We start from the raw sequence: 21,930 nt of genomic DNA on the forward strand, positions 1-21,930 counted from the left end.
TCCTCGGCCCGATGATCACGGCCCTGGACGATTACCCGTTCGGCGCCCTGACCGAGCGCTACGAGTGGGTCGCGCACAACAACAGCAATTGGAAGATCTTCGCCGACGCCTTCCAGGAGTACTACCACGTGCCCTCGCTGCACTCGCAGCAGGTGCCGGCCGCGGTGCGCGACCCACTCGTAGCGCTCGGTCAGGGCGCCGAACGGGTAATCGTCCAGGGCCGTGATCATCGGGCCGAGGAATTCGCGCAGGGTCTGACGCGGCTCGTCGTCGAAGTTGATGAAGACAAAGCCGTTCCACACGTCACAGCGCACGGGCCGCAACCCATAGTCGGCGGCGTCGAAGTCGAAGAATTCGGACTGCTGTTGCACGAAGGTCAGTGCGCCCTCGAGATCGTAGCGCCAGCCGTGGTACTTGCATGTGAATTGCCGGCAGGTGCCGCGCGTCTCGGCACCTGGAAAGTCGTTCCACACCAGCTTGTTTCCGCGATGTCGACACACGTTGTAGAAAGCGCGGATCACCTCGTCGCGGCCTTTGACCACGATCACCGACGTCCCGACGACTTCGATCTCCTTGGTCAGATAGCTGCCTTTTCGCGGGAGTTCCTCGACCCTCGCGACGTTGAGCCACGCCCGCTTGAACACCGCCTCGCGCTCCAGGTCGAAGAACTCCTTCGACGTCGAATCGGCGAACGATATTGGCGCGGTCCCCAATTCGGGATAGTGTTCGGTCCACGAGCCTTCGGCCGGCCTACCCGTTCGTGTCACGTCGACCTCCTCGTCGCTGCGGTGCCTGCGCGGTCACATCACCGCTCCGCCGTTGACCCCCAACACCTGTCCGGTGATGAAACCCGCCTCGTCCGAGGTCAAAAAGCCGACCGCCGCGGCGATGTCGGCGCCGGTTCCCAAGTGGCCCAACGGAATGTTGCTCGCGATCTGTTCGTTGGACGGCAGGAACCCGGCGGCCTGGGATTGATGCTGCATGGGTGTCTCGATGCCCGACGGGGGGATGTTGTTCACCGTGATCCCGTGGGGCGCGTATTCGCGTGCCAGCGACTTGGTCAGGGTGATGACGGCGCCTTTGGACGCTGCGTAGTGGGCGGCGAAGGGCGAACCGCGCTGGGCGCTGGACGACGAGATCATGACGATCCGGCCCCAGTGGGCTTCCACCATGTCCGGCAGTGCGACCTGGCAGCAGTGGAAGGTGCCGGTGAGATTGACGTCGACGATTCGGGCCCACGACTCCGGGCTGATGTCGGCGAACGCGGAGAAGCCGAAGACCCCCGCGCTGGTGACCAACACCGCGACGGGACCCAACTCACTGCGCACCTTCGCGAAGCCATGTTCCACGCCGGCCCGGTCGGTGACGTCGACGCCGATGCCGATGGCCGCGGCGCCGTCGGCTCGCAGCCGTTCGGTGACGCGTTGTGCGGCTTGCTCGTTGACATCGAGAACCGCCACCTTGAGGCCGCGTCGGGCGAGCTCGTGGCAGGTCGCCTCGCCCATTCCCGACGCGCCACCGGTTACTACCGCCACTCTGCTCATCGCACCCGCTTCATCGAAGTCCGCTCACTCGTACACCACCCGCACGGTCCTGCTGGTCGGCACGGCCTGGCAGGTCAGCACCCACCCCTCGGCCACCTCGTCGGCGTCGAGCGCGTCGTTGTTGAGCATGCGCGCGCCTCCCTCGGTGATCCGAGCCATACAGGTTCCGCAGGAACCGGTTTCGCATGACGACGGCGCCTGCAACCCCGCCATCCGTGCGGTTTGCAGCAGGGTGTCGCCCTTCCCGTAGGTGGCGGTGACCGTGTTGCGGCCGAGAACGATCGTCACCCTCTCGGTGGCGTGTGCATCGCCACCGGGCGCGGCGCGAAGCGATGCGGCCGCAACCTCGAAGCGCTCCAGATGCAGTCGATGTGCGGGCACGCCGTGCCCGATCAGCGTCGCCTCGACGGTGTCCATGAACGGCCCGGGCCCACAGATGTAGAAGTCGGCGTCGCCGACGCCTGAGACGAAGGCGGCTACGTGGTCGGCTGAGGTGAGGCCGCGCTCGTGGTCGAGGTGGTGCTGCACCGTCAACCGCCCCGGGTGGCGCTGTGCCAGTGCCGACAAGGCGTCGTGGAAGATCACCGAAGCGCGGTGCCGGTTGGCGTAGAACAACCGGGTCCGACGCTCGCTCGACGCCAGAGCGGAGGACAACAGCGAGAACACCGGCGTGATGCCGCTGCCACCGGCGAACCCGACCAGCTCCCGATCGGTGTCCTCGAGCAGGAAACGGCCCTGCGGCGGCGCGGCCCGGACCTCGCTGCCCGGCGCGGCCGTGTCGTTGAGCCAATTGGATACCACGCCATCACGTTTGACGGTGATGCGCAGGTCATCCCCTAGCGCCGGCGACGAGGACATCGAGTAACACCGCCTGAGTTCCCGACCGTCGACGCAGACCAGCAGCGTGAGGAACTGTCCCGCCTGGTAACGAAACCGCTGGGCACTCGCCTCCGGCACGTCGAGCACGAGGGAGATGGCATCGGGCGTCTCGCGCACGACGTCTCGCACCCGCAACGAGACGAAGTGGGCGTCCGCCGGTTCAGTCGTCGCGGGCTCGGCATGCAGCGTCGCGGGTACATCGGGCATCCCCGCAGAATATCAACTACTTGCGATTGGCCTCAAGTAGTAGACACGGCGCTGTTCCGGTAAAAGGTCACGAGTCGACGTGGTCGGCGAAAAGCTGGTGACCGGTGCCCTTTTCGACCACCCGGGTCAACAGATCACGCAGGGTTGCCTGCTCCTCGGACGTCAGCACCCCGAACACCTTCTCGTGTGCGGCCACCGCGTCGCTGACCACGGTCACCGCCACCTTGCGTCCTTGGCCCGTCAGGTACGCCCGCAAGATCCGGCCGTGTTGGGGGTCTTGCTTGCGTTCCACCAGGCCGCGGTGCTCCAGGGCGGTCAGCGCCTGCTGTACCCCTTGGGGCGTGATGAGCAACCGCCGCGCGAGTTCGGCCCCCGACAGACCGGGTTCGTTGGTGAGTTGGCGCAGCACACCGATCTGCGCGGTGCTGACGCCGTGGCCGCTGACCGCGTCGTTGACCGTCGTCAGGGAGAAGTAGAAGGCCTGCTTGAGCAGCCACAGGATGTTGTCGGTCAGATCCATCCCCGCCTCCTGCCCATGTTGCGTTCCCCGACGTTATCCCACGCGGCCACGACGGCGCCGCCTCAGTTGCGGGGCCCCTTGTAGATGTGGCCATCCTTCATCACGAAGGACACGTCGAGCAGTGCGCCGATGTCACGGGAGGGGTCGCCGGGGACGGCCACGATGTCGGCCAGGTAGCCGGGCGCCAGCCGCCCCAGCTCGTGATCGGCCTCGACGAGTTCGGCCGCCACCACCGTGGCCGCCCGGATTGCCTGCACCGGTGTCATGCCACGAGCGACCAGGGCGCCCAATTCCTCCGCGTTCTGTCCGTGCGGTATCGCCGGGGCGTCGGTGCCGCAGGCGATGCGCACCCCTGCGGCGATCGCCTTGGGCAGCATGGCCTTTGCGCGGGGAAACACCTCTTCGGCCTTTTTGCGGAGTTCGGGCGCGATGCGGTCGATGGCCATGGCCTCGGTCAGGTACGTCGTCGACACCAGGAACGTGCCGTGATCGACCATCATCTGGATGGTGTCGTCGGAGGCGAGGAAGCCATGCTCGATGCAGTCGATGCCGGCGCGGATGCAGGCGCGGATCGCGGAGTCGCCGACCGCGTGGGCGGCCACCCGCACACCCGCGCGGTGCGCCTCGTCGGCGATCGCCGCGAACTCTGCGTCGGAGTACTGCTGGGCCCCCGGGGCGGTGCTGTGCGACATGACCCCGCCGGAGGCCGACACCTTGATCAGCTTCGCGCCGTGCCGGATCTGGTAGCGGACGCAGGCGATCACGTCGGGCACACCGTTGGCGATCCCTTCGGCGATCGACAGCGGCATGATGCCCGGCGCCAGTCGCTGGAACACCGTCGGATCGAGGTGGCCCCCGTACGGGGTGACCGCGTGTCCCGCGGGGTAGATGCGCGGGCCGACGTGCCAACCCTGGTCGATCGCGCGCTGCAACGCCACGTCGAGCAGGTATCCGCCGGTTTTCACCATCAGCCCGAGGTTGCGCACGGTGGTGAAACCGGCTTCGAGCGTCGTGCGCGCGTTGACCGCGCCACGCAGCGTCCGGTAGGCCGGGTCGTCCTGTACACCGTGCAGGGGCGCCGGCAGGCCTTCCGGACCTCCGGGCCCGCCGATGAGCAGGTTGAGCTCCATGTCCATCAGCCCGGGCAACAGGGTCGCATCGCCGAGGTCCACCACGTCGGCCGGATCACACTGTGTGCGTTCGGAATTGACCGCGGCGATCCGGTTTCCCGCCACGACCACCTCGGCCGGGGACCGGATCAGCCCCGCGTCGACGTCGACCCACCGAGCGGCCCGCAGAACGGTCACGGAACGGGCTCGGACACGCAGTCCAACGTGGAGGCTCCCGAGTCGGGCACCCGCGGTTGTTTCCAGCACTCGACGGGGAACGACACCATGATCATGGAGTAGAGCAGGTGCATCAGATTCTGGACATCGTCGGGCAGGTCGTCCAGCGAAAACTTATCACAGTAGGCGATGGCCTCGTCCGCGCGGGCGGTGATCGCGTCGTAGAACGCCTTCATCTCGGTCATCGAGCTGGCGAGCCGCTTGGCGTAGCGCTGCGGTTCGGTGGGCAGGCACCACTGGGCGGCGTAAGGTTCGAGGTCGGCGAATTCGGTTGGGAGCAAGGCGGACACGATTCTAGGCTCCTGTGGTGGACATGCGGCGGTAGTCGTCGATCCAGGCGGCGGTCTCCTTGTGCAGGTGGCGCAGCAGGATCTCCTGGTCGTTGAGCACGAACTGATCGATGACCCTGGATTCGATCATCGACTGCGTCGCCTCCAGCGTGTTGGCGTCCTGCAGTCCGTATTCCTTGAACGACACGGCGGCCAACTCCTGGGCGATGCGCTCACGCGGGGTGCGGGGCTGCGGGAAGTACAGCGTCCCCTCGAAGATGTGGCTGTTGTACGAGGTCGGCCAGTAATGGTAGGTCAGATACCAGCCCTGACCCCAGAACAGGATCACGAAATTGGGGAACAGCTGGAACGAATCTAGGCCCCACGGATCGCATTTCGCGGGGTTCAAGCCGGCGGGCATCGCTCCCAGATCCGGTTTGTCCCACGGGCCGAACAATCCGCTCTGGCAGATGTCCTCGATCGGCTTGCGCATTTCGGCCGACATCTCCCAGGCCCGCACGCCCGACGTGCTGACGAGCCGGTGCGGGCCGTCCAGGCGGTAGTGCGGAGCCTCGAATCCCGCCTCCGCCGCGGCCTTGGAGTATGCCGTCGGGGACTGGTTGGCGTGCAGCACCGGGGCGTGATAGAACTCCTGGAACGCGTCCATGTAGAGCTTCCAGTTGGCGTTGACCTCCGAGCGGTAAAGCCACCGCGACGTCATCTTGTGGAACGGATAGCCCCGAAGACCCGTCACCATGGGGCCGAGGAAATCACGCAGCGACTGCTCCGGTTCTTTGGCGAAGTTGACGAAGATGAAACCTTCCCAAACGTCGCAGTGCACGGCGACCAGGCCGTAGCGGGTCTTGTCGAGGTCGAAGAACTCATCCTCTTGCTGCACGAAGGTCAGCTTGCCGTCCAAGTCGTACCGCCAGGCGTGGTACTTGCAGGTGAATTGGCGGCACACGCCGCTGGTTTCTTCCTGCGGCATGTCGTTCCACACCAGCTTGTTGCCGCGGTGGCGGCAGATGTTGTGATATGCCTTGACATCACCAGACTTGGTGCGCACCACGATGATCGAGGTGTTGGCCACCTTGAGTTCCTTGGTGAAATAGCTACCCGTGCGGGGCAACTGCTCCGCTCGACCCACGTTGAGCCAGGCGCGCTTGAAGATTGCCGCCCGCTCCAATTCGTAGATCTCCGGGCTGATCGAGTCCTCGTAGGAGACCGGTCCGGTACCCAGCTGCGGATAGTGCTGCGTCCAGCTGCCCTCGGGCGGTTTCGGAAATCGCGGCATCATCGCTCCTGTCTAGTCCGGCCGCGCGTCGTGACGGCGGCCCGCCGCGCTGTCGCGGAGGGGTAGGAGTCCACTGGGCCCGACGGTATATGCTCGACGTGCGAATCACAAGTAGTTGAGATTACTCGCTGATGGGGAGCGCGCAGATGGACCATGCCCTGGACTCGGACTTCACGCGGCATCACTCAGGCGCGCCGGCAACGGTTTTCGAGGTCATCTCGCCGCACACCGAACAGCCCATCGCCGAGGTCAATGCGGCCGGGCCAGCGGACATCGGCGCGGCGGTGTCGGCCGCACGCTCGGCGCTGGAATCCGGCCCCTGGGGCCGCTGGCAAGCCGCCGAGCGCATCGAGGTCGTGCGTCGCCTCACCGACGTCTACGACCGGCGGCGTGCACAGATGGCCGAGACCATCACCGCTGAGATCGGCGCTCCCACAACGTTCGCGCAGCGGGCTCAGGTGGGCCTGCCGGCCATGATGTTGCGCGCGTTCTGCGATCTCGCCGCACGCTATCCGTGGCAGGAGACCCGCAAGGGGTTCTTCGGGGCGGACGTCCATGTCCACAAGGAGCCGGTCGGTGTGGTCGCGGCGATCGTGCCGTGGAACATGCCGCAATTCCTCACCGTCGCCAAATTGGTGCCCGCCCTGCTCGCCGGCTGCGCGGTGCTGGTCAAGCCCGCACCCGAATCTCCGCTAGACGCCCTGCTTTTGGCCGAGATGCTCGATGAGGCGGGGCTGCCCCCGGGTGTGGTGAGCGTCTTGCCGGGCGGCGCCGCCGTCGGCGAGATCCTGGTCGGTCACCCCGGCGTCGATAAGGTGTCGTTCACCGGATCCACCGCGGCCGGTCGGGCGGTCGCGGCCGCCTGCGCGGCCAATCTCACCAAGGTCAGCCTGGAGCTGGGCGGTAAGTCGGCGGCCATCGTCCTGGACGACGCCGACCCACAGCAGGTTGCGGCCGGCGTCCGCTCGGCGAGCCTGTCCAACAGCGGTCAGATCTGCAACGCGCTCACCAGGGTGCTGGTGCCCGAGCGGCGCCGCGACGCCTACGTCGACGCGCTGGCCGCCGAGTTGCTCGGCCTGCGGCTCGGGGATCCGGCAGACCCCAAAACACAGGTGGGACCGCTGGTTTCGCGCCGCCAGCAAGATCGCGTACGTGAGTACATCCGCATCGGGGAACGGGAAGGGGCCACCCTCGTGGTCGGCGGAGCCCAGCAGCCCGAAACCCAACCACGCGGCTGGTACGTGACCCCCACCTTGTTCACCGACGCCACCAACGGCATGCGGATCGCCCGGGAAGAGATCTTCGGGCCGGTCATCACCGTGCTGCCCTATCGCGACGAGCAAGACGCGGTGCGGCTCGCCAACGACTCGGACTACGGTCTGGCCGGCTCGGTCTGGACCTCGGACACCGACCGCGGCATGACGATCGCACGACGCATCCGAACCGGCACATTCGGCATCAACCAGGGCTACACCATGGACCCGTTCGCGCCCTTCGGCGGGGTCAAGGCGAGCGGCTACGGCCGAGAACTCGGGCCCGAGGGCCTCGAGGGCTACCTCGACACCAAGTCGATCGCCGTGGCGCCGAAGGCGTGACGGGCGTGCCCGAGTTGACCTTCGACGGGCGGGTCGTCGTCGTCACCGGCGCCGGCGGCGGCCTGGGGCGCTGTCACGCGCTGGAATTCGCCCGCCGGGGCGCCCGAGTGGTGGTCAACGACGTCGGCGCCGATGTCGACGGCAGCGGGACCTCCAGCTCGGCGGCCCAGGCGGTGGTCGACGAGATCATCGCGGCCGGCGGCGTGGCGCTCGCGGTGACCGACTCCGTTGCCACCCCGCAAGGCGGCCAGGCCATCGTCGACGCCGCCAGGGACGCGTTCGGTCGCGTCGACGTCCTGGTGAACAACGCGGGCATCCTGCGCGACGCGGCCTTCAAGAACATGACGAGCGATCAGGTCGACCCGGTGCTCGACGTCCATCTGCGCGGCGCCTTCCACGTCACGTCGGCCTGCTGGCCGCTGATGCGCGAACAACGGTACGGACGGATCGTCATGACCACCTCGGGCTCCGGCTTGTTCGGCAATTTCGGGCAGGCCAATTACGGCGCGGCCAAGATGGGCCTGGTGGGGCTGATGAACGTGCTGTCCATCGAGGGGTCGCGCAGCGGGATCCTCGTCAACGCCATCTCCCCCATCGCGCGCACCCGGATGACCGAGCACACCATGCCGGATCTCGTGAAAGATGCTGCGCCCGAACAGGTGACACCCGTCGTCGTGTACCTGGCGCACGAGTCGTGCACCCGAACCGCGCACATCTACCGCGTCGGCGGCCAGCACGTCAGCCGGGTGTTTCTCGGTGAGACCGCCGGGATCGACGACGCCACCCTGACCCCGGAATCGTTCGCCGGCGCAATCGACCGCGTGGACGACAGCAGCGATTTCAGAATCCGCGGCGGACCGCACTGAAATTGGTTGGCGGGCAGTCTAGTAGCAATCGTCAGCCACGCTCGGGCACATCGGGCAGCAGCTGCACGGCCTCCGGCATGCCCCAGCCGCGCAGCTTCTCCGACAGTTCGCGGACACAGCGTCCGGCCCAGACGGGATCGAGCCGATAAAGCAACTGATATTGGTGGGCCCACCACAATTCCCGGCGATCACGGCCGTCGCCGCGGGCCCGCGACGCGTAGCCGCTCGCGACGATCGACGAGAAGGTCTCGGCGAACCAGTAGAGAACGTCGTCCAACTCGCCGACGAGGTCCAGATTAGGCCGACCGCGTTCCCAATAGGCGAAGTGGTACCGGCCGTCGGAATCGATGAACACGTTGTAGTCGTCGTCTCTGCGAATCGCCCCCACTTCGATGCTTGGCACATGCAGCGCCGCGGCCAGGCGATCGATCTCCGCCTGCAAATGGCTGCACTTCGTGTCGACCATGCGCCGACACTACGTCGCGCGTCCTCCCCCGCGGACGGCCGCCGGCCGGTGTTTCGATCCCGGGGCCGGAAAATGTTACGGCTCCCGCCGTGGGGGAATAACCGGTCGTTGAAGACGGTTTGGGCACGGGTAGGCGACAGACAGGGGCAGGCGATGAAGTTCGGGATCTCCACGTTCGTCAACGACGACACCATCGACACGGTGTCGCTGGCCCGGGCCATCGAGGAGCGCGGCTTCGCGTCGCTGGTGATCGCCGAGCACACGCACATCCCCGCCAGCCGGGAATCGCCGTATCCGCAGGGCGGTGACCTGCCCGGCATCTACTACCGCACGCTGGACCCGTTCGTCACGCTCGCCGCCGCGGCGGCCGTGACGTCCACGATCGAGCTGTTCACCGGCATCGCGCTGCTCATCGAGCGGGATCCCATAATCACCGCGAAAGAGACCGCCAGCATCGACCTGATCTCGGGCGGCCGCTTCGTCTTCGGTGTCGGCGCAGGCTGGAACATCGAGGAGCTGCGCAACCACGGCACCGACCCCAAGACGCGCGGCGCGCTGCTCGACGAGCGCATCGAGGCCATTCGCGCGTTGTGGACCACCGAACCCGCCGAATATCACGGCAAGTACGTCAACTTCGACGCGTCCTACAGCCGGCCGAAGCCCGTGCGCAAGCCACACCCGCCGATTTTCATCGGCGGCAACTCCGACGCCACGGTGAAGCGTGTCGTTCGGCACCGAGCCGGTTGGATCTCCAACCCGCTGCCGCTGGAGCAGCTCACCCAGCGCACCAACCAGTTGCGCGAAAAGGCCGATTACGACGTTCCGCTGGCGATGTTCGGCACCCCGAAGGACCTCGACTACTGGCGGGCCGCCGAAGAGCTGGGCTTTGACCAGCTGGCGCTGCTGTTGCCGACCAAGCCCCTCGACGAGTCGCTGCGGGTGCTCGACGAGCTCGCCGCGCTGGTGGACCAGTACCGAGGCTAACGCTCGGAATCGAGCGCGGCCATGTGCTCGGCGGTGTAGCGGTCACCGGCCACCTCACCATCGGGGACCGCTGCCTCGATACGCGTCAGCTGCTCGTCGGACAGCGTGACCGCGACCGCGCCGAGCGCCTCCTGTAAGCGGGTGCGCGTTCGCGCGCCGATGAGCGGGACGACGTCGGTCCCGCGGGAGGCCACCCACGCGATCGCCGCCTGCGCCACCGACACGCCCAGTTGGTCGGCGACACCTCGCAGCGTCTCGACCAGGGAGAGATTGTGGTCCAGGTTCTCCCCGGAGAACCGCGGATACAGCGAGCGGGAATCCCTGTCTGCCGCAGCCGATCTCGCCCAGTGGCCCCCGAGCAGGCCGCGCGACAGCACGCCGTATGCGGTCACCCCGATCCCGAGGTCGCGGCAGGTGCCCAGGATGTCACGCTCGACGCCACGGCTCGCCAGTGAGTACTCGATCTGCAGGTCGCTGATCGGCCGGATCGCGGCCGCGCGGCGAATGGTCTCCGATCCCACCTCGGACAGGCCGATGTGGCGCACGTAACCGGCGTCCACCAGTTCGCCGATGGCCCCGACGGTGTCCTCGATCGGCACCGCGGGATCCAGCCGGGCCGGTCGGTAGACGTCGAGGTAATCGGTGCCGAGGCGCTGCAACGAATACGCCGCGGCCGATTTGACGGCGGCCGGCCTGGCGTCGAAGCCCACCCACGACCCGTCGGGGCCGAGCAGACCACCGAACTTGACGCTCAGTTGATACGACTCGCGCGGCCGCCCGCGCAGGGCCTCGGCGATCAACAACTCGTTGTGGCCCATGCCGTAGAAGTCGCCGGTGTCCACCAACGTGATGCCGGCGTCGAGGGCGGCGCGCAGGGTGGCGATGCTCTCGGTGCGGTCCGACTCGCCGTACGCACCGGACATCGCCATGCAACCCAGGCCCACCGCGGACGTGGTCAGGGCGCCCAAGGATTTCGTTTGCATGCCAGCCAGTCTGTCAAGGCGATCGGTGCCGGTGCCACGTCGTGTCGAGCCAGGGATTCGCAGTCCCTGTCTGAGCCGGCGCGACTGGGCCACAATGATCGGATGGATCGTGAAGCCTTGGCGCAGTTCCTGCGCCGCCGGCGCGAATCACTGGTTCCCGCGGATGTGGGGTTGCCCGCCGGGTTCCGACGTCGCGCGGTCGGTCTGCGGCGCGAGGAGGTCGCGCATCTGACGGGGATGTCGGCGGACTACTACGGCAGGTTGGAGCAGGCGCGCAGCGCGCAGCCATCGCCGCAGATGTTGGCGGCGCTGGCGCGTGCATTGCGCTTGACCGACGACGAGACGGACCACCTCTACCGACTGGCCGGTCACGCGGTGCCCGACCGCGGCGGGCGCTGCGCGCGGGTGCGCCCGGCGCTGTTGTTCGTGTTGGACCGGATGCGCGACGCCGCCGCTTTCGTGTGCTCGGACACCGGGATCATGTTGGCGCACAACGACTTAGCCCGGTTGCTTCTCGGCGATATGGCCGCCGGTGGACGGGGACTGGAGGCCAGCATGACTTGGCGATGGTTCACCGATCCGCGGGCCCGCGAGATGACGCCGGCCGAGAGCCACCGGGAGCACAGCCGCACCGTCGTGGCCGACCTGCGCGCCGCGTGGGCGCGCCGCCGCGCCGACGCCGACATGTGCGAGCTCGTCGAGGGCCTGTTGGAGCGCAGTGCCGAATTCGCCGAGCTGTGGGCGCGCCATGAGGTCGCGACCCGGCGGATGCAGCGCAAGACATTCCTGACTCGCATCGGACCCATCGCGCTGGACTGTGAGGTGCTGGCGACGACGGACGGCCAACAGTTCGTGGTCTTGACCCCGCCCGCGGGCTCGTCGGCGCTCGAGGATCTGCGCCTGCTCGCGGTGGTCGGCGACCAGGCCGTGGGCTGACCGCGCCAAACACTCAGCCTATTCGCGCGATTCGCGGGCAACGGCGGCCGCTGCGGACGCAGCGGTGCGGCACTGCAAGGATGGCGGCATGGGGAAGGCAGCGGTTGCGGCCGTGCGCAGGCGTCCACCGTCCAAGCGGGCCGCGGCCTGGTTGCGGATGAAAATCGACGTGGCGATGAGCGCGCCGGTTCGGGCAACACAACGCACCAAACGTCCAGGGCGCGACGCCCCGCGCCTGCGAACGGCGCCGAAAGCCAACGCCAGCTTGCCTCGAGGTAACCGCGCGGTGAAATCGCCTGCGCGGCAAGGCGAGCGCGGGGGCGGACGCCGTCCCGTCGCCGTGCACCGCGACGGTCAGCGGCACCCGTTTGCCAGGACGCGGCGTCAGCGAGGCACCCGCATCGCGAGGTAGTACTCGTGGCGGCGTTTGTGGTCGACCGTGTAACCGATGGCCTTCGCGACGCCCTTGGAGTCGTAGGCCAGCCACCGCTCCGTGCGCTGGCGCTCGAACTCGCTCCACGACGCCACCGTGAATTTTTCGATGAAGGTGTTCGGTTTGCCGGCGCTCTGATACAGCCGCCAACTGTGGCCGCCGGTGCGCAACCGCGATCTGCGGACCGCGCTCATCGCCTGGACGAAGTCTTTGAGGTTCTCGGCGAGCACCTGATAGCGCACGGTCACCATCACCGGCCCGTCGTGCGGACAGGGTTCGAAGACCAGCCTCGGGATGGGCCAGGTCGTGGAGACGTCGACGTTCAACTTTCCGGTGGCGGGCCGAAGTGGCAGTGGCCCCACGCTCAGGGCGACCACACCCAGCAGCACGGCCGAGCACACCATCGCGACGTCGAGGCCCTCGCGGGTGGCAACGAGCCCCCAGGCGTAGGAACCGATCGCCTGCGATCCGGTGAAGACCAGAAGGTACATCGATAACGCGCGGGCCCGGACCCAGCGCGGTAACGACAACTGGGCGGCCGCGTTCAGCGTGGTCAGCGTCATCAGCCACGCCATCCCCGACAACACCAGGAAGGGTGTCGCCGCCGCGAACGGCAACCAGACCACGGCCAGGGGCGCCAGCGCGTAGACGGCGGCGCACGCGGCCAGCAGCGCGTTGTCCGACAGCCGGCGGTGCAAAGGCGCGGCGACGGTCACTGCGAGGACGGCACCAAACCCAATGGCACCCAGGGCGATACCGTATCCGCCCGCACCCAGTTGCCACCGGTGTGCGGCGGCTACCGGCAGGAGCGCCAACAGCGCCGACGCGGGGAACAAGAAGAGCGCCGCCCGCAGCAGAATCCTGCGGAAGATGGGTCCGTTGCGCACGTACTGCAAGCCCGTGACGATGGCCTGGCTGAGGTGCTCGCGCTCCACCGGAGCGAGCTGCTTGGGTCGCTGCCAGGTCGTCAGGGCGACGATGATGCCCGCGAACGACACGGCGTTCATCGCGAACACCGCGGCGGGACCAACCACGGCGACGACGGCGCCGCCGACGGCGGGCCCGAGCGCGCGAGCGGCGTTCACCGAGACGCTGGCGAGCGTTGCGGCGGCCGGTATCTGGTCGCGAACGACCACCTCGGGTTGGATCGCCTGCCACGCCGGTGCGGTGAGCGCGGAGGCGCAGCCGATCGCCACGGTGAACGTGAGCAACGACGCCGGGCCCAGTCGCCCCAAGTACGTCACCACGGCCAGCGCCAGCGCCACCAGCACGGCGTAGGACTGCAGCGCCATGAGGAGCCGGCGCTGGTCGAACAGGTCGGCGAGCACCCCGGCGAACAGGCCCAGCAGCAGCGTCGGTCCGAGGCTCGCGGTCTGAACGAGGGCTACTACCACGTCGCTGCTGTGTGTCTCCACCAAGAACCACTGGGCCGCCACACTTTGCATCCAAGTACCGATGTTGGATACGAACTGGGCGATGAACAGTGCACGAAAGACCCGATTGCGCAACGGGGCCCAGGTGGACGGCTGGGTGCCGTCGGCGCGGTCTTGCTCCTTGATCACCATGGAACGGTGCGCCGGCCGGGCGCCAGGCCCTCGGATCCAGTGCGACTACGCGGCCCCACGCGCGAACACCTTCGAATACATGACAACGCCTTTCGCGCCATTCGGGACTTCGCAGTTTACCGCCGCCGGTGCACCACTGCCGTTTCGGCAGCCCGCGTCGTTGGCGTGCAACGTCGGGCTGTTGACAGATATTCCGCTGGTTGCTGGCCGCGGTGCCGATCGGGTGCGCCCGTAATGCCCTGCTCGGCAGGCGCTTTGGCCATGTATCGCCTCGGCGGGGTCTGCGCGTGCCCGCTCCGTCAGCACCGTCGCACGCGGCGTACCGGCAGCCCGAAGCCGGCCATCGCATCGAGAATCGCTTGGCTTCGACGCGCGACCGCGTCGCCTCCGGCGTCGGAGAGTTGCGCCGCTACCCCGACGATGGCCGACGCGACCGTGTGCCACATCGTGGCGACCGGCAACGCCCGGTCGCTGACGGCGTTGAGCGCCGCGAACAGCGGCGTCAGGCTGCGGTGGCAGCGATGCGCGACCCACGTCGTGAGCGCCAGCTCGCCGGGCAACACCACGATCGCCTCGCGTGGCGTGCCGCGGCCCTGGGCCGCACTGCACAGATTCAGCAGGCAGGGGTCGTCCGGCAACACCCGCAGCGTCGGATCGACGATGGCGATCCAGTCGATCGCGCTGTCCTTATCAACGTGCATCCACAGGTTTTCCAGGCCGACGTCCCACGCCCGACCCTCCAACAGGACCAGCGGCAGCATCCGCCCGAGAATGTCGTGGGTCAGGGTCGCCGCCAGTTGGCGTGCGGCCGCGCGCCGGCTCATATCCCGCGTGGCCGTCTCGAACATCACGGGAAGCAGTTCCGTCGTGCGCCGGGAGTCGACCGGCCACCACCGAGAGGGATTGACGTCGGCCAACACGGCGACACCGTAGACCCGGGGGTAGCGCGGGGCCAGGTCGCGCAGGCGACGGCAGGACTCGTGAACCGGCAGCATCCGCCGGACTTCCATTCGGGAGATCAACGGATCTTCGATCGCCAGGGTCACCACTCCGCCTCCTTACTTAGGTTAGGCTAACCTAGCGCAGCGGCCTGGGGTGGGGCCAGGCCTCGCGCAGACCGCGCCGTTGAACCGCGCGGTCAGGTGAACCGAGGGGAGTGACGCATGACGGCCCGATCCCACTTCTGTGTGATCGTGGGTTACGGAACCGACATGGGTAACGCCGAGGACGCCGCCATGTCCGTCGCCGAAGCCCTCGAGAAGGCGCTCGGGATTGAGGCCCGAGCCATCGAGCTCAACCAGGTCGAGCTCGGTCAGCTGCGTTCGGCGACCCACTTCGTCGCGGTCACCTCGACGTTCGGCGAGGGCGAGTTTCCCGATAACGCCGCACTGTTCTGGCAGGCGCTCAGCGCCGACACGGTGGCCGCGCTGACACCGCTGAAGTTCGCCGTCCTCGCCCTCGGCGACAGCGGGTACGACCTGTTCTGCAACGCGGGCCGGCTGCTCGATGAACGCCTCGCGGAGCTCGGGGCCACAAGGTTGCTCGACCGTGTCGACGTCGACGGCCCCTACCGGCGGGCCGCCGAGTCGTGGACGGCGGACCTGGTCGAGTTGTTGGCTTGCGCGCGCAACGGGAGCTCGGCCACGTCCTCGCCGGCGACCGTGGCGGCCCGGGCGCCGGGGGACGCGGCGCACAAGCCCGCCGAGATCGTCGAGGCCCGCGTAGTCGTCAACCGGCTACTCAGCGCGCCCGGTTCCGACAAGGAGGTCCGCCACTACGAACTCGAGTTCGGCGACACCGCGTTCCCCTACCGCGCCGGCGATTCGCTCGCGGTGCACGCGACGAACGATCCCGTGCTGGTGGGCGCGATCCTGGCGGAACTCGGCGTCGCGCCCGAATACGTGCCGGCCGGCTACGACGAACCCCTCGGTGTCTTGCTGACGGAGCACCTGGAGATCCGCACGCCGTCGCGGGCGTTACTGGCGGCGTCGGCCGCCCGGATAGGGCTTTCGGACGACACCGCCGGCCCGGGCTCGCGCTGGTACGGCATGGACGTCCTTGACGTGGTCCGGCTGAGCGGCCTGACCGTCGACGAGGTGGTCGACACGCTGCGCCCCTTGCAGGCGCGCGACTATTCCATCTCGTCGAGCCCGCTGGTCCACCCGAACCGGGTGCACCTGACGGTCGCGACGGTGCGCTACGCCGCGCGCAATCGCCGCTACGGTGGCGTGGCGTCGACCTTCCTGGCCGATCGCGGGGAGACGGTGCGGGTGCAATTGCGGCCCAACCACCAATTCCGGCTGCCCGCACCCGACGTACCGATCATCATGGTGGGTCCGGGCACCGGCATCGCGCCGTTTCGCGGATTCCTTCAACAGCGACAGGCGGCCCGGGCTCCGGGCCGCGCGTGGCTCTTCTTCGGGGAACGACGCCAGGCCACCGACTTTCATTACGCCGAGGAACTCCGTGGCTTTCTGGAATCCGGCGCGCTGACCCGCCTCGACCTCGCATTCTCCCGCGACGCCACCGATGCGGCGCCGAAAACGTATGTGCAACAGCGGCTCTGGGACAACGGCCCCGACGTCTTCGACTGGCTGCGCAGCGGTGCCCACCTCTACGTGTGCGGAGACGCCGAGCGGATGGCCAAAGATGTCGACACCACCGTGCGCGCCCTGGTAGCCCGATTCGGCGCACGGTCCGCGGCCGCCGCCGACGCGTACGTCGACGACCTCATCCGCAATCACCGATACGTGCGCGACGTCTATTGACCGGCGGTGGACACCTCCTGGTCGTCGAGCAACGCCTGGGCGGCCCGGCCGAACATCGTGTCCTTGATGACACCCAGCGTGCCCGGATCCTTGGCTCCCAGCGGGCGCAACACGTCGATCGCCGCCCCCGGCAGCGCGCCTTCGTCGGCGGTCGCGTCGACTATGCCGAACCGCTGCGCGTCGGGGCCACCGAAGCGCCGCCCGGTCGTCATCGCCGCCACCGCCGCCTGCGGGGTCAGCTTCGCCTGGATGAGCGCCGCCATCCCCGGATTGAAGGGAATGCGGATGTCGACCTCGGGCAGGCAGAAGTAACCGCGATCCGCGCGCATCACCCGGAAGTCGTGGGCCAGGGCCAGCATCGCGCCGGCGCCGAAGGCATGGCCCACCACGGCGGCGGCCGTGGGGACGGGCAGCGTCAGCACCCGCGCCAGGAGCTGATGGACGCGGCCGATGTACCAACGGCCCCGGTCGCTGTGGGCGCCCAACCAGTCCAGGTCCAAGCCGTTGGAGTAAAACTTGCCACCGGCGGTCGTCACCAGACCCTGGGCACCGTCGGCGACGACCTGATCCAACGCGGCGTCGAGATCGTCGAGAAATGCTGGGCTGAAACGGTTTTCGTCTGGCCCCAGGTGTAGCACAGCGATCTTGTCGTGGTAGTCGATGTGCAGCGTCATACGGTCTCCCTTGCGGTGTGGTCGGACGGTCGAGCTATTCGCGGCGGCGGCCCCACCGCCAGCACAGCGCGCACCGCGGCGCGCAGTTGAGCGCGGCGCGTCGGGTCTTCGACCGCGTCGCGGCTCAGCAGCAGCGCGGTCGGCAGATCGACAATGCAACTGGTGATGACGTCGACGGCGGCCCTGTCCTTGCGGTCCCACAACCGCCTCGCCAGTCGCACCATCAGGTCGACGAGCTGGCTGTCCAGATCGCGAAGCTGCGCCGCGACGTCGCTGGGGATGTCATCGGCGAGCACGTCGGCACGCCGGACGGTGAACACCAACCTGGCCGAATTTGCGTAGCGACCGGCAAATACCACCGGGGCGTCCGCGGCGGCCACGACAGCGTCGGCCGCGTCCTGACCCTCGGGCACCTCATCGACCAGGGCGCTCTGCACCGCCAGGAACCGTCGGCCCGCGCGCAGCCACGCGTGTGCCATCAGGCCGGCGCGGGAGGCGAAGGCGTGATACACCGCGCCGTTGGAGATACCGACCGCGGCGCTGACCGCACGGATAGACACCGCGGCCGGCCCCGCGCGCACCGCGAGCTCTTCGACGGCGTCGAGCACGCTGTCCAGGTCGTGGACACGCGGTCGAGGCATGCGGACACCATAACAGAGCAATCGCTCTGTTATCAGGCCGGTGGCGCGGGGCGTGATCGCGGCGCAGGCTGCGAAGCGGCCGCGGTCGGTGGCGATAGAATCGGGACTTATATCGCCTGGCCGGGGGATGACGCGCAGCCGAGACCGCGCACGCGCACTTGTCCCGGCTGCGCCTTCTGCCGGCCCGTGCGGGCGGCGGCGCGGCCGTCGGGCGCTAGTCAGCACGAGAGGATTGAGTAATGACAGAACTGGTTACCGGCAAAACACTTCCGAACGTGGTCGTCACCGGCATCGCGATGACGACCGCGCTGGCCACCGACGCCGAGAACACCTGGAAGCTGCTGCTGGACGGCCAGAGCGGTATCCGCAAGCTCGAGGACCCATTCGTCGACCACTACGACTTGCCCGTCCGCATCGGTGGACATCTGCTGGAAGAGTTCGACGCCGGCTTGACGCGCGCCGAGCGGCACCGGATGGGTTATCTGCAGATGATGTCGACCGTTCTCGGCCGGCGGGTGTGGGAGAACGCGGGTTCGCCCGAGGTCGACCCCACCCGACTGCTGGTATCCGTCGGCACCGGCCTCGGCTCGGCCGAGCAGATCGTCTACAGCTATGACGACCTGCGGGCCCGCGGGCTGCAGGCGGTGTCCCCGCTCGCGGTGTCGAAGTACATGCCCAATGGGGCGGCGGCGGCGGTGGGCCTGGAGCGGCACGCGAAGGCCGGGGTGCTGACGTCGGTGTCGGCGTGCGCCTCGGGGTCGGAGGGTGTCGCGCAGGCTTGGCGCAACATCGTCTTCGGGGAGGCGGACATCGCCATCTGCGGCGGCGTCGAGGTGAAGATCGAAGCCGTCGCGATCGCCGCGTTCGCCCAGATGCGCATCGTCATGTCGACCAAGAACGACGACCCGCAGGGCGCCTGTCGCCCCTTCGACCGCGACCGAACCGGCTTCGTGTTCGGCGAGGCCGGCGCGCTGATGGTGATCGAGACCGAGGAGCACGCGAAGGCCCGCGGGGCCAACATCCTGGCCAGGATCATGGGGGCCAGCATCACCTCGGACGGTTTCCACATGGTCGCTCCGGATCCCAACGGTCTGCGTGCCGGGCATGCGATGTCGCGGGCCGTCCAGCTCGCCGGCCTGAGCCCCAGCGATATCGACCACGTCAACGCCCATGCCACCGGTACCTCGGTGGGTGACGTGGCCGAGAGCAAGGCCATCAACAACGCGCTCGGCAGCAACACTCCGGCCGTGTACGCGCCCAAGGCGGCGCTGGGCCACTCGGTCGGTGCGGTCGGGGCGGTCGAATCCATCCTGACCGTCATGGCGCTGCGCGATCAGGTCATTCCGCCGACGCTGAACCTCGAGAACCTGGACCCCGAGATCGACCTTGACGTCGTTTCGGGCAAGCCTCGCCCGGGCAAGTACGACTACGCGATCAACAACTCGTTCGGCTTCGGCGGCCACAACGTCGCGATCGCCTTCGGCAAGTACTGACCGGCGCCGCCGGGCGTAGCGGCCTGCAGCGCTGCGCCGCACGCGCGTTAGTGTGCTCTGGTCGACCTCAGTCAACGGGCCGACAGGAAAGTTGGGCACATTCATGACCGCAGCAGCAGAGGTGTCAGCGCTCGAATCGCGGGTCGGGCACTACTACCGAGTCGACCACACGTACCGGGTCGGCCGCGAAAAGGTGCGCGAGTACGCGCGGGCGGTGCAGGACTACCACCCGGCGCACTGGGACGTCGCCGCCGCCGCGGGGCTGGGCTACTCGGGCCTGGTCGCGCCCCTGACCTTCACGTCGATCCCCGCGATGGCGGCCAACCGCCACCTGTTCGAATCGGTGGTCGTCGGCTACGAGACGTACCTGCAGACCGAAGAGGTCTTCGAGCAGCACCGGCCGATCGTGTCCGGCGACGAATTGAGCGTTGACGTCGAGTTGTCCGCGGTGCGCAGGATCGCCGGCAGGGACCTGATTACCGTTACCAACACCTTCACCGACGCGGACGGCGAGCGGGTGCACACCCTGCACACGACGGTCGTCGGTGTCACCGCCGACGACGTGGACCCGGCGATCCGCACGACCGTGCAGAACGTCATGATGCACGACGTCAACCTGCTTGGCGTCGACGAATCCGGCGGGGGCTACCACAAGACCGTGCGCCCCGATGGCGCGGATCGGATCGCGCAGGCGGGCACGTCCCGCACACCGGCCACCGCCGCCTTTGACGACGTCAGCGTCGGGGACGAGCTGCCGGTACATCACGCGCGACTGTCCCGCGGCGACCTGGTCAACTACGCCGGCGTCGCGGGGGACGCCAACCCGATTCACTGGGACGAGCAGATCGCCAAGCTGGCCGGCATGCCCGACGTGATCGCCCACGGCATGCTCACCATGGGCTTGGGCGCCGGGTTCGGTTCCCGATGGTCGGGCGACCCGGGGGCGGTCACCCGCTATGCGGTACGGCTGTCGCAGCCGGCGGTCGTGTCGGCCGCCGAGGGCGCGGACATCGAATTCAGCGGCCGCGTCAAGTCGCTGGATCCCGCGACCCGCTCCGGAGTCGTCATCGTCGGCGCGAAGTCGGGGGGCCGCAAGATCTTCGGCCTGGCCACGCTCAACATCCGCTTTCGCTGACACCTGGCCCGACGCGCCGGTTCGGTCAGTGAACTGGCTCTGCCGTACCCTGGACGGATGGCTCTGCGGCGTGAGTACGACAACGAGGTGTGCCCGGTGGCACGCTCGCTCGAGGTCATCGGCGAACGGTGGACCTTACTCATCATTCGGGACGCGTTCTACGGCGTGGTTCGGTTCACCGACTTCCGGGAGCATCTGGAGATTCCGCCGGCGGTGCTGACCGAGCGCCTGAAGTTGTTGGTGGAACACGACATCATGACGACGTCCGTCGGCGCTAGTGGGCGCAGCGAGTATGCGCTGACCCACAAGGGTGAACTTCTCTGGCCCGTTGTCTGGGCAATGATGCACTGGGGCAACGAGTTCTACGTCGAACCGCCGTTGCGCCGCCCGATTGTCCATGTCGCCTGCGACGGTCAACTCACCCCGCTGGGCAATTGCGGAAGGTGCGGTGCGGTACCCGGACCCCGGGATCTCGAAGTTCACCCTAGGCGGGACACCTCGACGGATTCGGCGCGCGACGACCGGGTCAGCCGGCTGCTGCTCAAGCCGCACCGCATGCTGCATCCCCTCATCGACGCGGCCTGAGAGCGCCGGCCGGCGCGCCGAGACGGGACCGCCACCGCGCCCCCGCGCGCAGGTTCGAACTTCGGTGGTTGAACTTCATTGAATGAACTTGTACGGTGAGGGTAGGCGCACACCGACGCCGCTCCCGGACAAACCAACTCACGAACGGAAGTGCAACGATGACAACCGATTACGACGCCGTCACGGTGGAATCCTGCACTGAGCACGTGATCCGGCGCCTGCAGGTGCCTCTCGGTCGCCCGTTCGCAGACGCCATCACGGACTTCGAAAGGGTCGTCCCGCCGATCGACCCTGCCCGCTTCCAGGCCCTCGACAGCTGGGAGGCGAACCTGCGGCTGGCCGACACCGAGGCGCCGCTGGGACTGATGCGCTTCGGCTCCATCGACGTCCTGGCCTACCTGCGCACCTCCGGCACCGACCGTCCCGGAGTGGAGTATTTGGCCGGCAACCACACCATTGCCGAGCGGATGTACCGGCACGAACCGGCGACCATGCTCTACGCGCCGCTTCGGCTGTTCATCTTCGCCGCAGACGACGGTCAGGGTGTCCTGGTCATCGATCAGCCCAGCACGCTCTTCGGCAGCCTCGGTGGCAACCCGGACGTGGCGGACGTCGGCCGGGAGCTGGACCAGAAGATCGCCGGCGTGCTGGCAGCGATGGGAGTCAAGGCCCCCGCCGTACTGCTCGGGCAGCCGTCAGGCTCGTAACTGGTTTGCCCACAACGCCTTTCATCTGCTAGTCAGCCGA

The 21,930-nt window shown here is 67.9% G+C and carries 21 protein-coding genes and 2 pseudogenes; 10 read left to right on the forward strand and 13 right to left on the reverse strand.

The window, feature by feature from the left end; translation table 11 throughout:
* Positions 1-11: 11 nt before the first annotated feature.
* Positions 12-257: pseudogene (locus tag A5700_RS27450) on the forward strand (SRPBCC family protein); the annotation flags it as partial.
* On the opposite strand, the pseudogene A5700_RS19200 reads toward A5700_RS27450, so the two are convergent.
* The 7 genes and pseudogenes from A5700_RS19200 to A5700_RS19230 all read right to left on the reverse strand — a co-directional run.
* A pseudogene (locus A5700_RS19200) lies at positions 165-767 on the reverse strand (aromatic ring-hydroxylating dioxygenase subunit alpha); the annotation flags it as partial. The pseudogenes A5700_RS27450 and A5700_RS19200 sit on opposite strands and share 93 nt — an antisense overlap.
* Before the next feature lie 33 nt (positions 768-800).
* Positions 801-1,544, reverse strand: coding sequence for an SDR family NAD(P)-dependent oxidoreductase (locus A5700_RS19205; protein ID WP_068070587.1), 744 nt, complete (start codon positions 1,542-1,544; stop codon positions 801-803).
* A 24-nt stretch (positions 1,545-1,568) separates the two neighbouring features.
* On the reverse strand, positions 1,569-2,630 hold the full coding sequence (locus A5700_RS19210) for a ferredoxin--NADP reductase (RefSeq protein ID WP_068070589.1): 1,062 nt from the start codon (positions 2,628-2,630) through the stop codon (positions 1,569-1,571).
* A 67-nt stretch (positions 2,631-2,697) separates the two neighbouring features.
* Positions 2,698-3,150: a MarR family winged helix-turn-helix transcriptional regulator gene (locus A5700_RS19215; RefSeq protein ID WP_068070591.1), complete on the reverse strand. Its 453-nt coding sequence runs from the start codon at positions 3,148-3,150 to the stop codon at positions 2,698-2,700.
* Between the two features lie 62 nt (positions 3,151-3,212).
* Positions 3,213-4,457, reverse strand: coding sequence for an amidohydrolase family protein (locus A5700_RS19220; RefSeq protein ID WP_068070593.1), 1,245 nt, complete (start codon positions 4,455-4,457; stop codon positions 3,213-3,215).
* On the reverse strand, positions 4,454-4,786 hold the full coding sequence (locus A5700_RS19225) for a hypothetical protein (RefSeq protein ID WP_068070595.1): 333 nt from the start codon (positions 4,784-4,786) through the stop codon (positions 4,454-4,456). The genes A5700_RS19220 and A5700_RS19225 overlap by 4 nt, the downstream gene beginning before the upstream one ends.
* A gap of 4 nt (positions 4,787-4,790) precedes the next feature.
* The gene (locus A5700_RS19230) at positions 4,791-6,059 is read right to left on the reverse strand and encodes an aromatic ring-hydroxylating dioxygenase subunit alpha (protein ID WP_068070597.1); all 1,269 of its coding nucleotides are present in this window, start codon (positions 6,057-6,059) and stop codon (positions 4,791-4,793) included.
* A gap of 146 nt (positions 6,060-6,205) precedes the next feature.
* On the opposite strand from A5700_RS19230, the gene A5700_RS19235 reads away from it, so the two are divergent.
* Both A5700_RS19235 and A5700_RS19240 read left to right on the forward strand, forming a co-directional pair.
* Positions 6,206-7,654, forward strand: a complete 1,449-nt coding sequence (locus A5700_RS19235; RefSeq protein ID WP_082960523.1) for an aldehyde dehydrogenase — start codon at positions 6,206-6,208, stop codon at positions 7,652-7,654.
* Positions 7,655-7,659: 5 nt separating this feature from the next.
* On the forward strand, positions 7,660-8,520 hold the full coding sequence (locus A5700_RS19240) for an SDR family NAD(P)-dependent oxidoreductase (protein WP_156671301.1): 861 nt from the start codon (positions 7,660-7,662) through the stop codon (positions 8,518-8,520).
* Positions 8,521-8,551: 31 nt separating this feature from the next.
* On the opposite strand, the gene A5700_RS19245 is transcribed toward A5700_RS19240, so the two are convergent.
* Positions 8,552-8,986: an Imm63 family immunity protein gene (locus A5700_RS19245; protein WP_068070599.1), complete on the reverse strand. Its 435-nt coding sequence runs from the start codon at positions 8,984-8,986 to the stop codon at positions 8,552-8,554.
* Between the two features lie 153 nt (positions 8,987-9,139).
* Here A5700_RS19245 and A5700_RS19250 point away from each other — a divergent pair, with 153 nt between their 5' ends.
* Positions 9,140-9,970, forward strand: a complete 831-nt coding sequence (locus A5700_RS19250; protein WP_068070602.1) for an LLM class F420-dependent oxidoreductase — start codon at positions 9,140-9,142, stop codon at positions 9,968-9,970.
* On the opposite strand, the gene A5700_RS19255 is transcribed toward A5700_RS19250, so the two are convergent.
* A complete protein-coding gene (locus A5700_RS19255; RefSeq protein WP_068070604.1) occupies positions 9,967-10,953 on the reverse strand; it encodes an aldo/keto reductase in 987 nt (328 codons plus the stop codon). The two genes, A5700_RS19250 and A5700_RS19255, sit on opposite strands and share 4 nt — an antisense overlap.
* Positions 10,954-11,055: 102 nt before the next feature.
* On the opposite strand from A5700_RS19255, the gene A5700_RS19260 reads away from it, so the two are divergent.
* Positions 11,056-11,889 carry a helix-turn-helix transcriptional regulator gene (locus A5700_RS19260; RefSeq protein ID WP_068070606.1) on the forward strand — a complete coding sequence of 278 codons (834 nt, stop codon included), beginning with the start codon at positions 11,056-11,058 and terminating at the stop codon, positions 11,887-11,889.
* Positions 11,890-12,273: 384 nt separating this feature from the next.
* Here A5700_RS19260 and A5700_RS19265 read toward each other — a convergent pair whose 3' ends face one another.
* Positions 12,274-13,884, reverse strand: coding sequence for an MFS transporter (locus A5700_RS19265; protein WP_231973811.1), 1,611 nt, complete (start codon positions 13,882-13,884; stop codon positions 12,274-12,276).
* Between the two features lie 302 nt (positions 13,885-14,186).
* Entirely contained in the window at positions 14,187-14,933 is a 747-nt protein-coding gene (locus A5700_RS19270) for an iron reductase (protein WP_068070817.1), read from the reverse strand.
* A gap of 117 nt (positions 14,934-15,050) precedes the next feature.
* Here A5700_RS19270 and A5700_RS19275 point away from each other — a divergent pair, with 117 nt between their 5' ends.
* Entirely contained in the window at positions 15,051-16,655 is a 1,605-nt protein-coding gene (locus A5700_RS19275) for a sulfite reductase flavoprotein subunit alpha (protein ID WP_068070610.1), read from the forward strand.
* Here A5700_RS19275 and A5700_RS19280 read toward each other — a convergent pair.
* The gene (locus A5700_RS19280; protein ID WP_068070612.1) at positions 16,649-17,329 is read right to left on the reverse strand and encodes an enoyl-CoA hydratase/isomerase family protein; all 681 of its coding nucleotides are present in this window, start codon (positions 17,327-17,329) and stop codon (positions 16,649-16,651) included. The two genes, A5700_RS19275 and A5700_RS19280, sit on opposite strands and share 7 nt — an antisense overlap.
* On the reverse strand, positions 17,326-17,970 hold the full coding sequence (locus A5700_RS19285) for a TetR/AcrR family transcriptional regulator (RefSeq protein WP_068070614.1): 645 nt from the start codon (positions 17,968-17,970) through the stop codon (positions 17,326-17,328). The genes A5700_RS19280 and A5700_RS19285 overlap by 4 nt, the downstream gene beginning before the upstream one ends.
* Before the next feature lie 239 nt (positions 17,971-18,209).
* On the opposite strand from A5700_RS19285, the gene kasB reads away from it, so the two are divergent.
* The 4 genes from kasB (at position 18,210) to A5700_RS19305 (ending at position 21,890) form a co-directional block, all read left to right on the forward strand.
* A complete protein-coding gene (gene kasB, locus A5700_RS19290; protein ID WP_068070616.1) occupies positions 18,210-19,463 on the forward strand; it encodes a 3-oxoacyl-ACP synthase KasB in 1,254 nt (417 codons plus the stop codon).
* 103 nt (positions 19,464-19,566) lie between these two features.
* On the forward strand, positions 19,567-20,598 hold the full coding sequence (locus A5700_RS19295; protein WP_068070618.1) for a fused (3R)-hydroxyacyl-ACP dehydratase subunits HadA/HadB: 1,032 nt from the start codon (positions 19,567-19,569) through the stop codon (positions 20,596-20,598).
* A gap of 57 nt (positions 20,599-20,655) precedes the next feature.
* Positions 20,656-21,183, forward strand: a complete 528-nt coding sequence (locus A5700_RS19300; protein WP_068070621.1) for a helix-turn-helix domain-containing protein — start codon at positions 20,656-20,658, stop codon at positions 21,181-21,183.
* Between the two features lie 158 nt (positions 21,184-21,341).
* On the forward strand, positions 21,342-21,890 hold the full coding sequence (locus A5700_RS19305; RefSeq protein ID WP_068070623.1) for a DUF302 domain-containing protein: 549 nt from the start codon (positions 21,342-21,344) through the stop codon (positions 21,888-21,890).
* Positions 21,891-21,930: the final 40 nt, after the last annotated feature.

It is taken from the genome of Mycobacterium sp. E1214 (assembly GCF_001666755.1).
In the GTDB taxonomy this organism is placed as follows: domain Bacteria; phylum Actinomycetota; class Actinomycetes; order Mycobacteriales; family Mycobacteriaceae; genus Mycobacterium.

Excerpts from the sequence above, each read along its gene's own strand:
- A5700_RS19245 (WP_068070599.1), bottom strand. The coding sequence starts at position 8,986 with ATGGTCGACACGAAGTGCAGCCATTTGCAGGCGGAGATCGATCGCCTG.
- A5700_RS19300 (WP_068070621.1), top strand. The coding sequence starts at position 20,656 with ATGGCTCTGCGGCGTGAGTACGACAACGAGGTGTGCCCGGTGGCACGC.
- kasB (WP_068070616.1), top strand. The coding sequence starts at position 18,210 with ATGACAGAACTGGTTACCGGCAAAACACTTCCGAACGTGGTCGTCACC.
- A5700_RS19235 (WP_082960523.1), top strand. The coding sequence starts at position 6,206 with ATGGACCATGCCCTGGACTCGGACTTCACGCGGCATCACTCAGGCGCG.
- A5700_RS19215 (WP_068070591.1), bottom strand. The coding sequence starts at position 3,150 with ATGGATCTGACCGACAACATCCTGTGGCTGCTCAAGCAGGCCTTCTAC.
- A5700_RS19250 (WP_068070602.1), top strand. The coding sequence starts at position 9,140 with ATGAAGTTCGGGATCTCCACGTTCGTCAACGACGACACCATCGACACG.
- A5700_RS19275 (WP_068070610.1), top strand. The coding sequence starts at position 15,051 with ATGACGGCCCGATCCCACTTCTGTGTGATCGTGGGTTACGGAACCGAC.
- A5700_RS19205 (WP_068070587.1), bottom strand. The coding sequence starts at position 1,544 with ATGAGCAGAGTGGCGGTAGTAACCGGTGGCGCGTCGGGAATGGGCGAG.
- A5700_RS19305 (WP_068070623.1), top strand. The coding sequence starts at position 21,342 with ATGACAACCGATTACGACGCCGTCACGGTGGAATCCTGCACTGAGCAC.
- A5700_RS19280 (WP_068070612.1), bottom strand. The coding sequence starts at position 17,329 with ATGACGCTGCACATCGACTACCACGACAAGATCGCTGTGCTACACCTG.
- A5700_RS19210 (WP_068070589.1), bottom strand. The coding sequence starts at position 2,630 with ATGCCCGATGTACCCGCGACGCTGCATGCCGAGCCCGCGACGACTGAA.
- A5700_RS19255 (WP_068070604.1), bottom strand. The coding sequence starts at position 10,953 with ATGCAAACGAAATCCTTGGGCGCCCTGACCACGTCCGCGGTGGGCCTG.
- A5700_RS19295 (WP_068070618.1), top strand. The coding sequence starts at position 19,567 with ATGACCGCAGCAGCAGAGGTGTCAGCGCTCGAATCGCGGGTCGGGCAC.
- A5700_RS19285 (WP_068070614.1), bottom strand. The coding sequence starts at position 17,970 with ATGCCTCGACCGCGTGTCCACGACCTGGACAGCGTGCTCGACGCCGTC.
- A5700_RS19260 (WP_068070606.1), top strand. The coding sequence starts at position 11,056 with ATGGATCGTGAAGCCTTGGCGCAGTTCCTGCGCCGCCGGCGCGAATCA.
- A5700_RS19230 (WP_068070597.1), bottom strand. The coding sequence starts at position 6,059 with ATGCCGCGATTTCCGAAACCGCCCGAGGGCAGCTGGACGCAGCACTAT.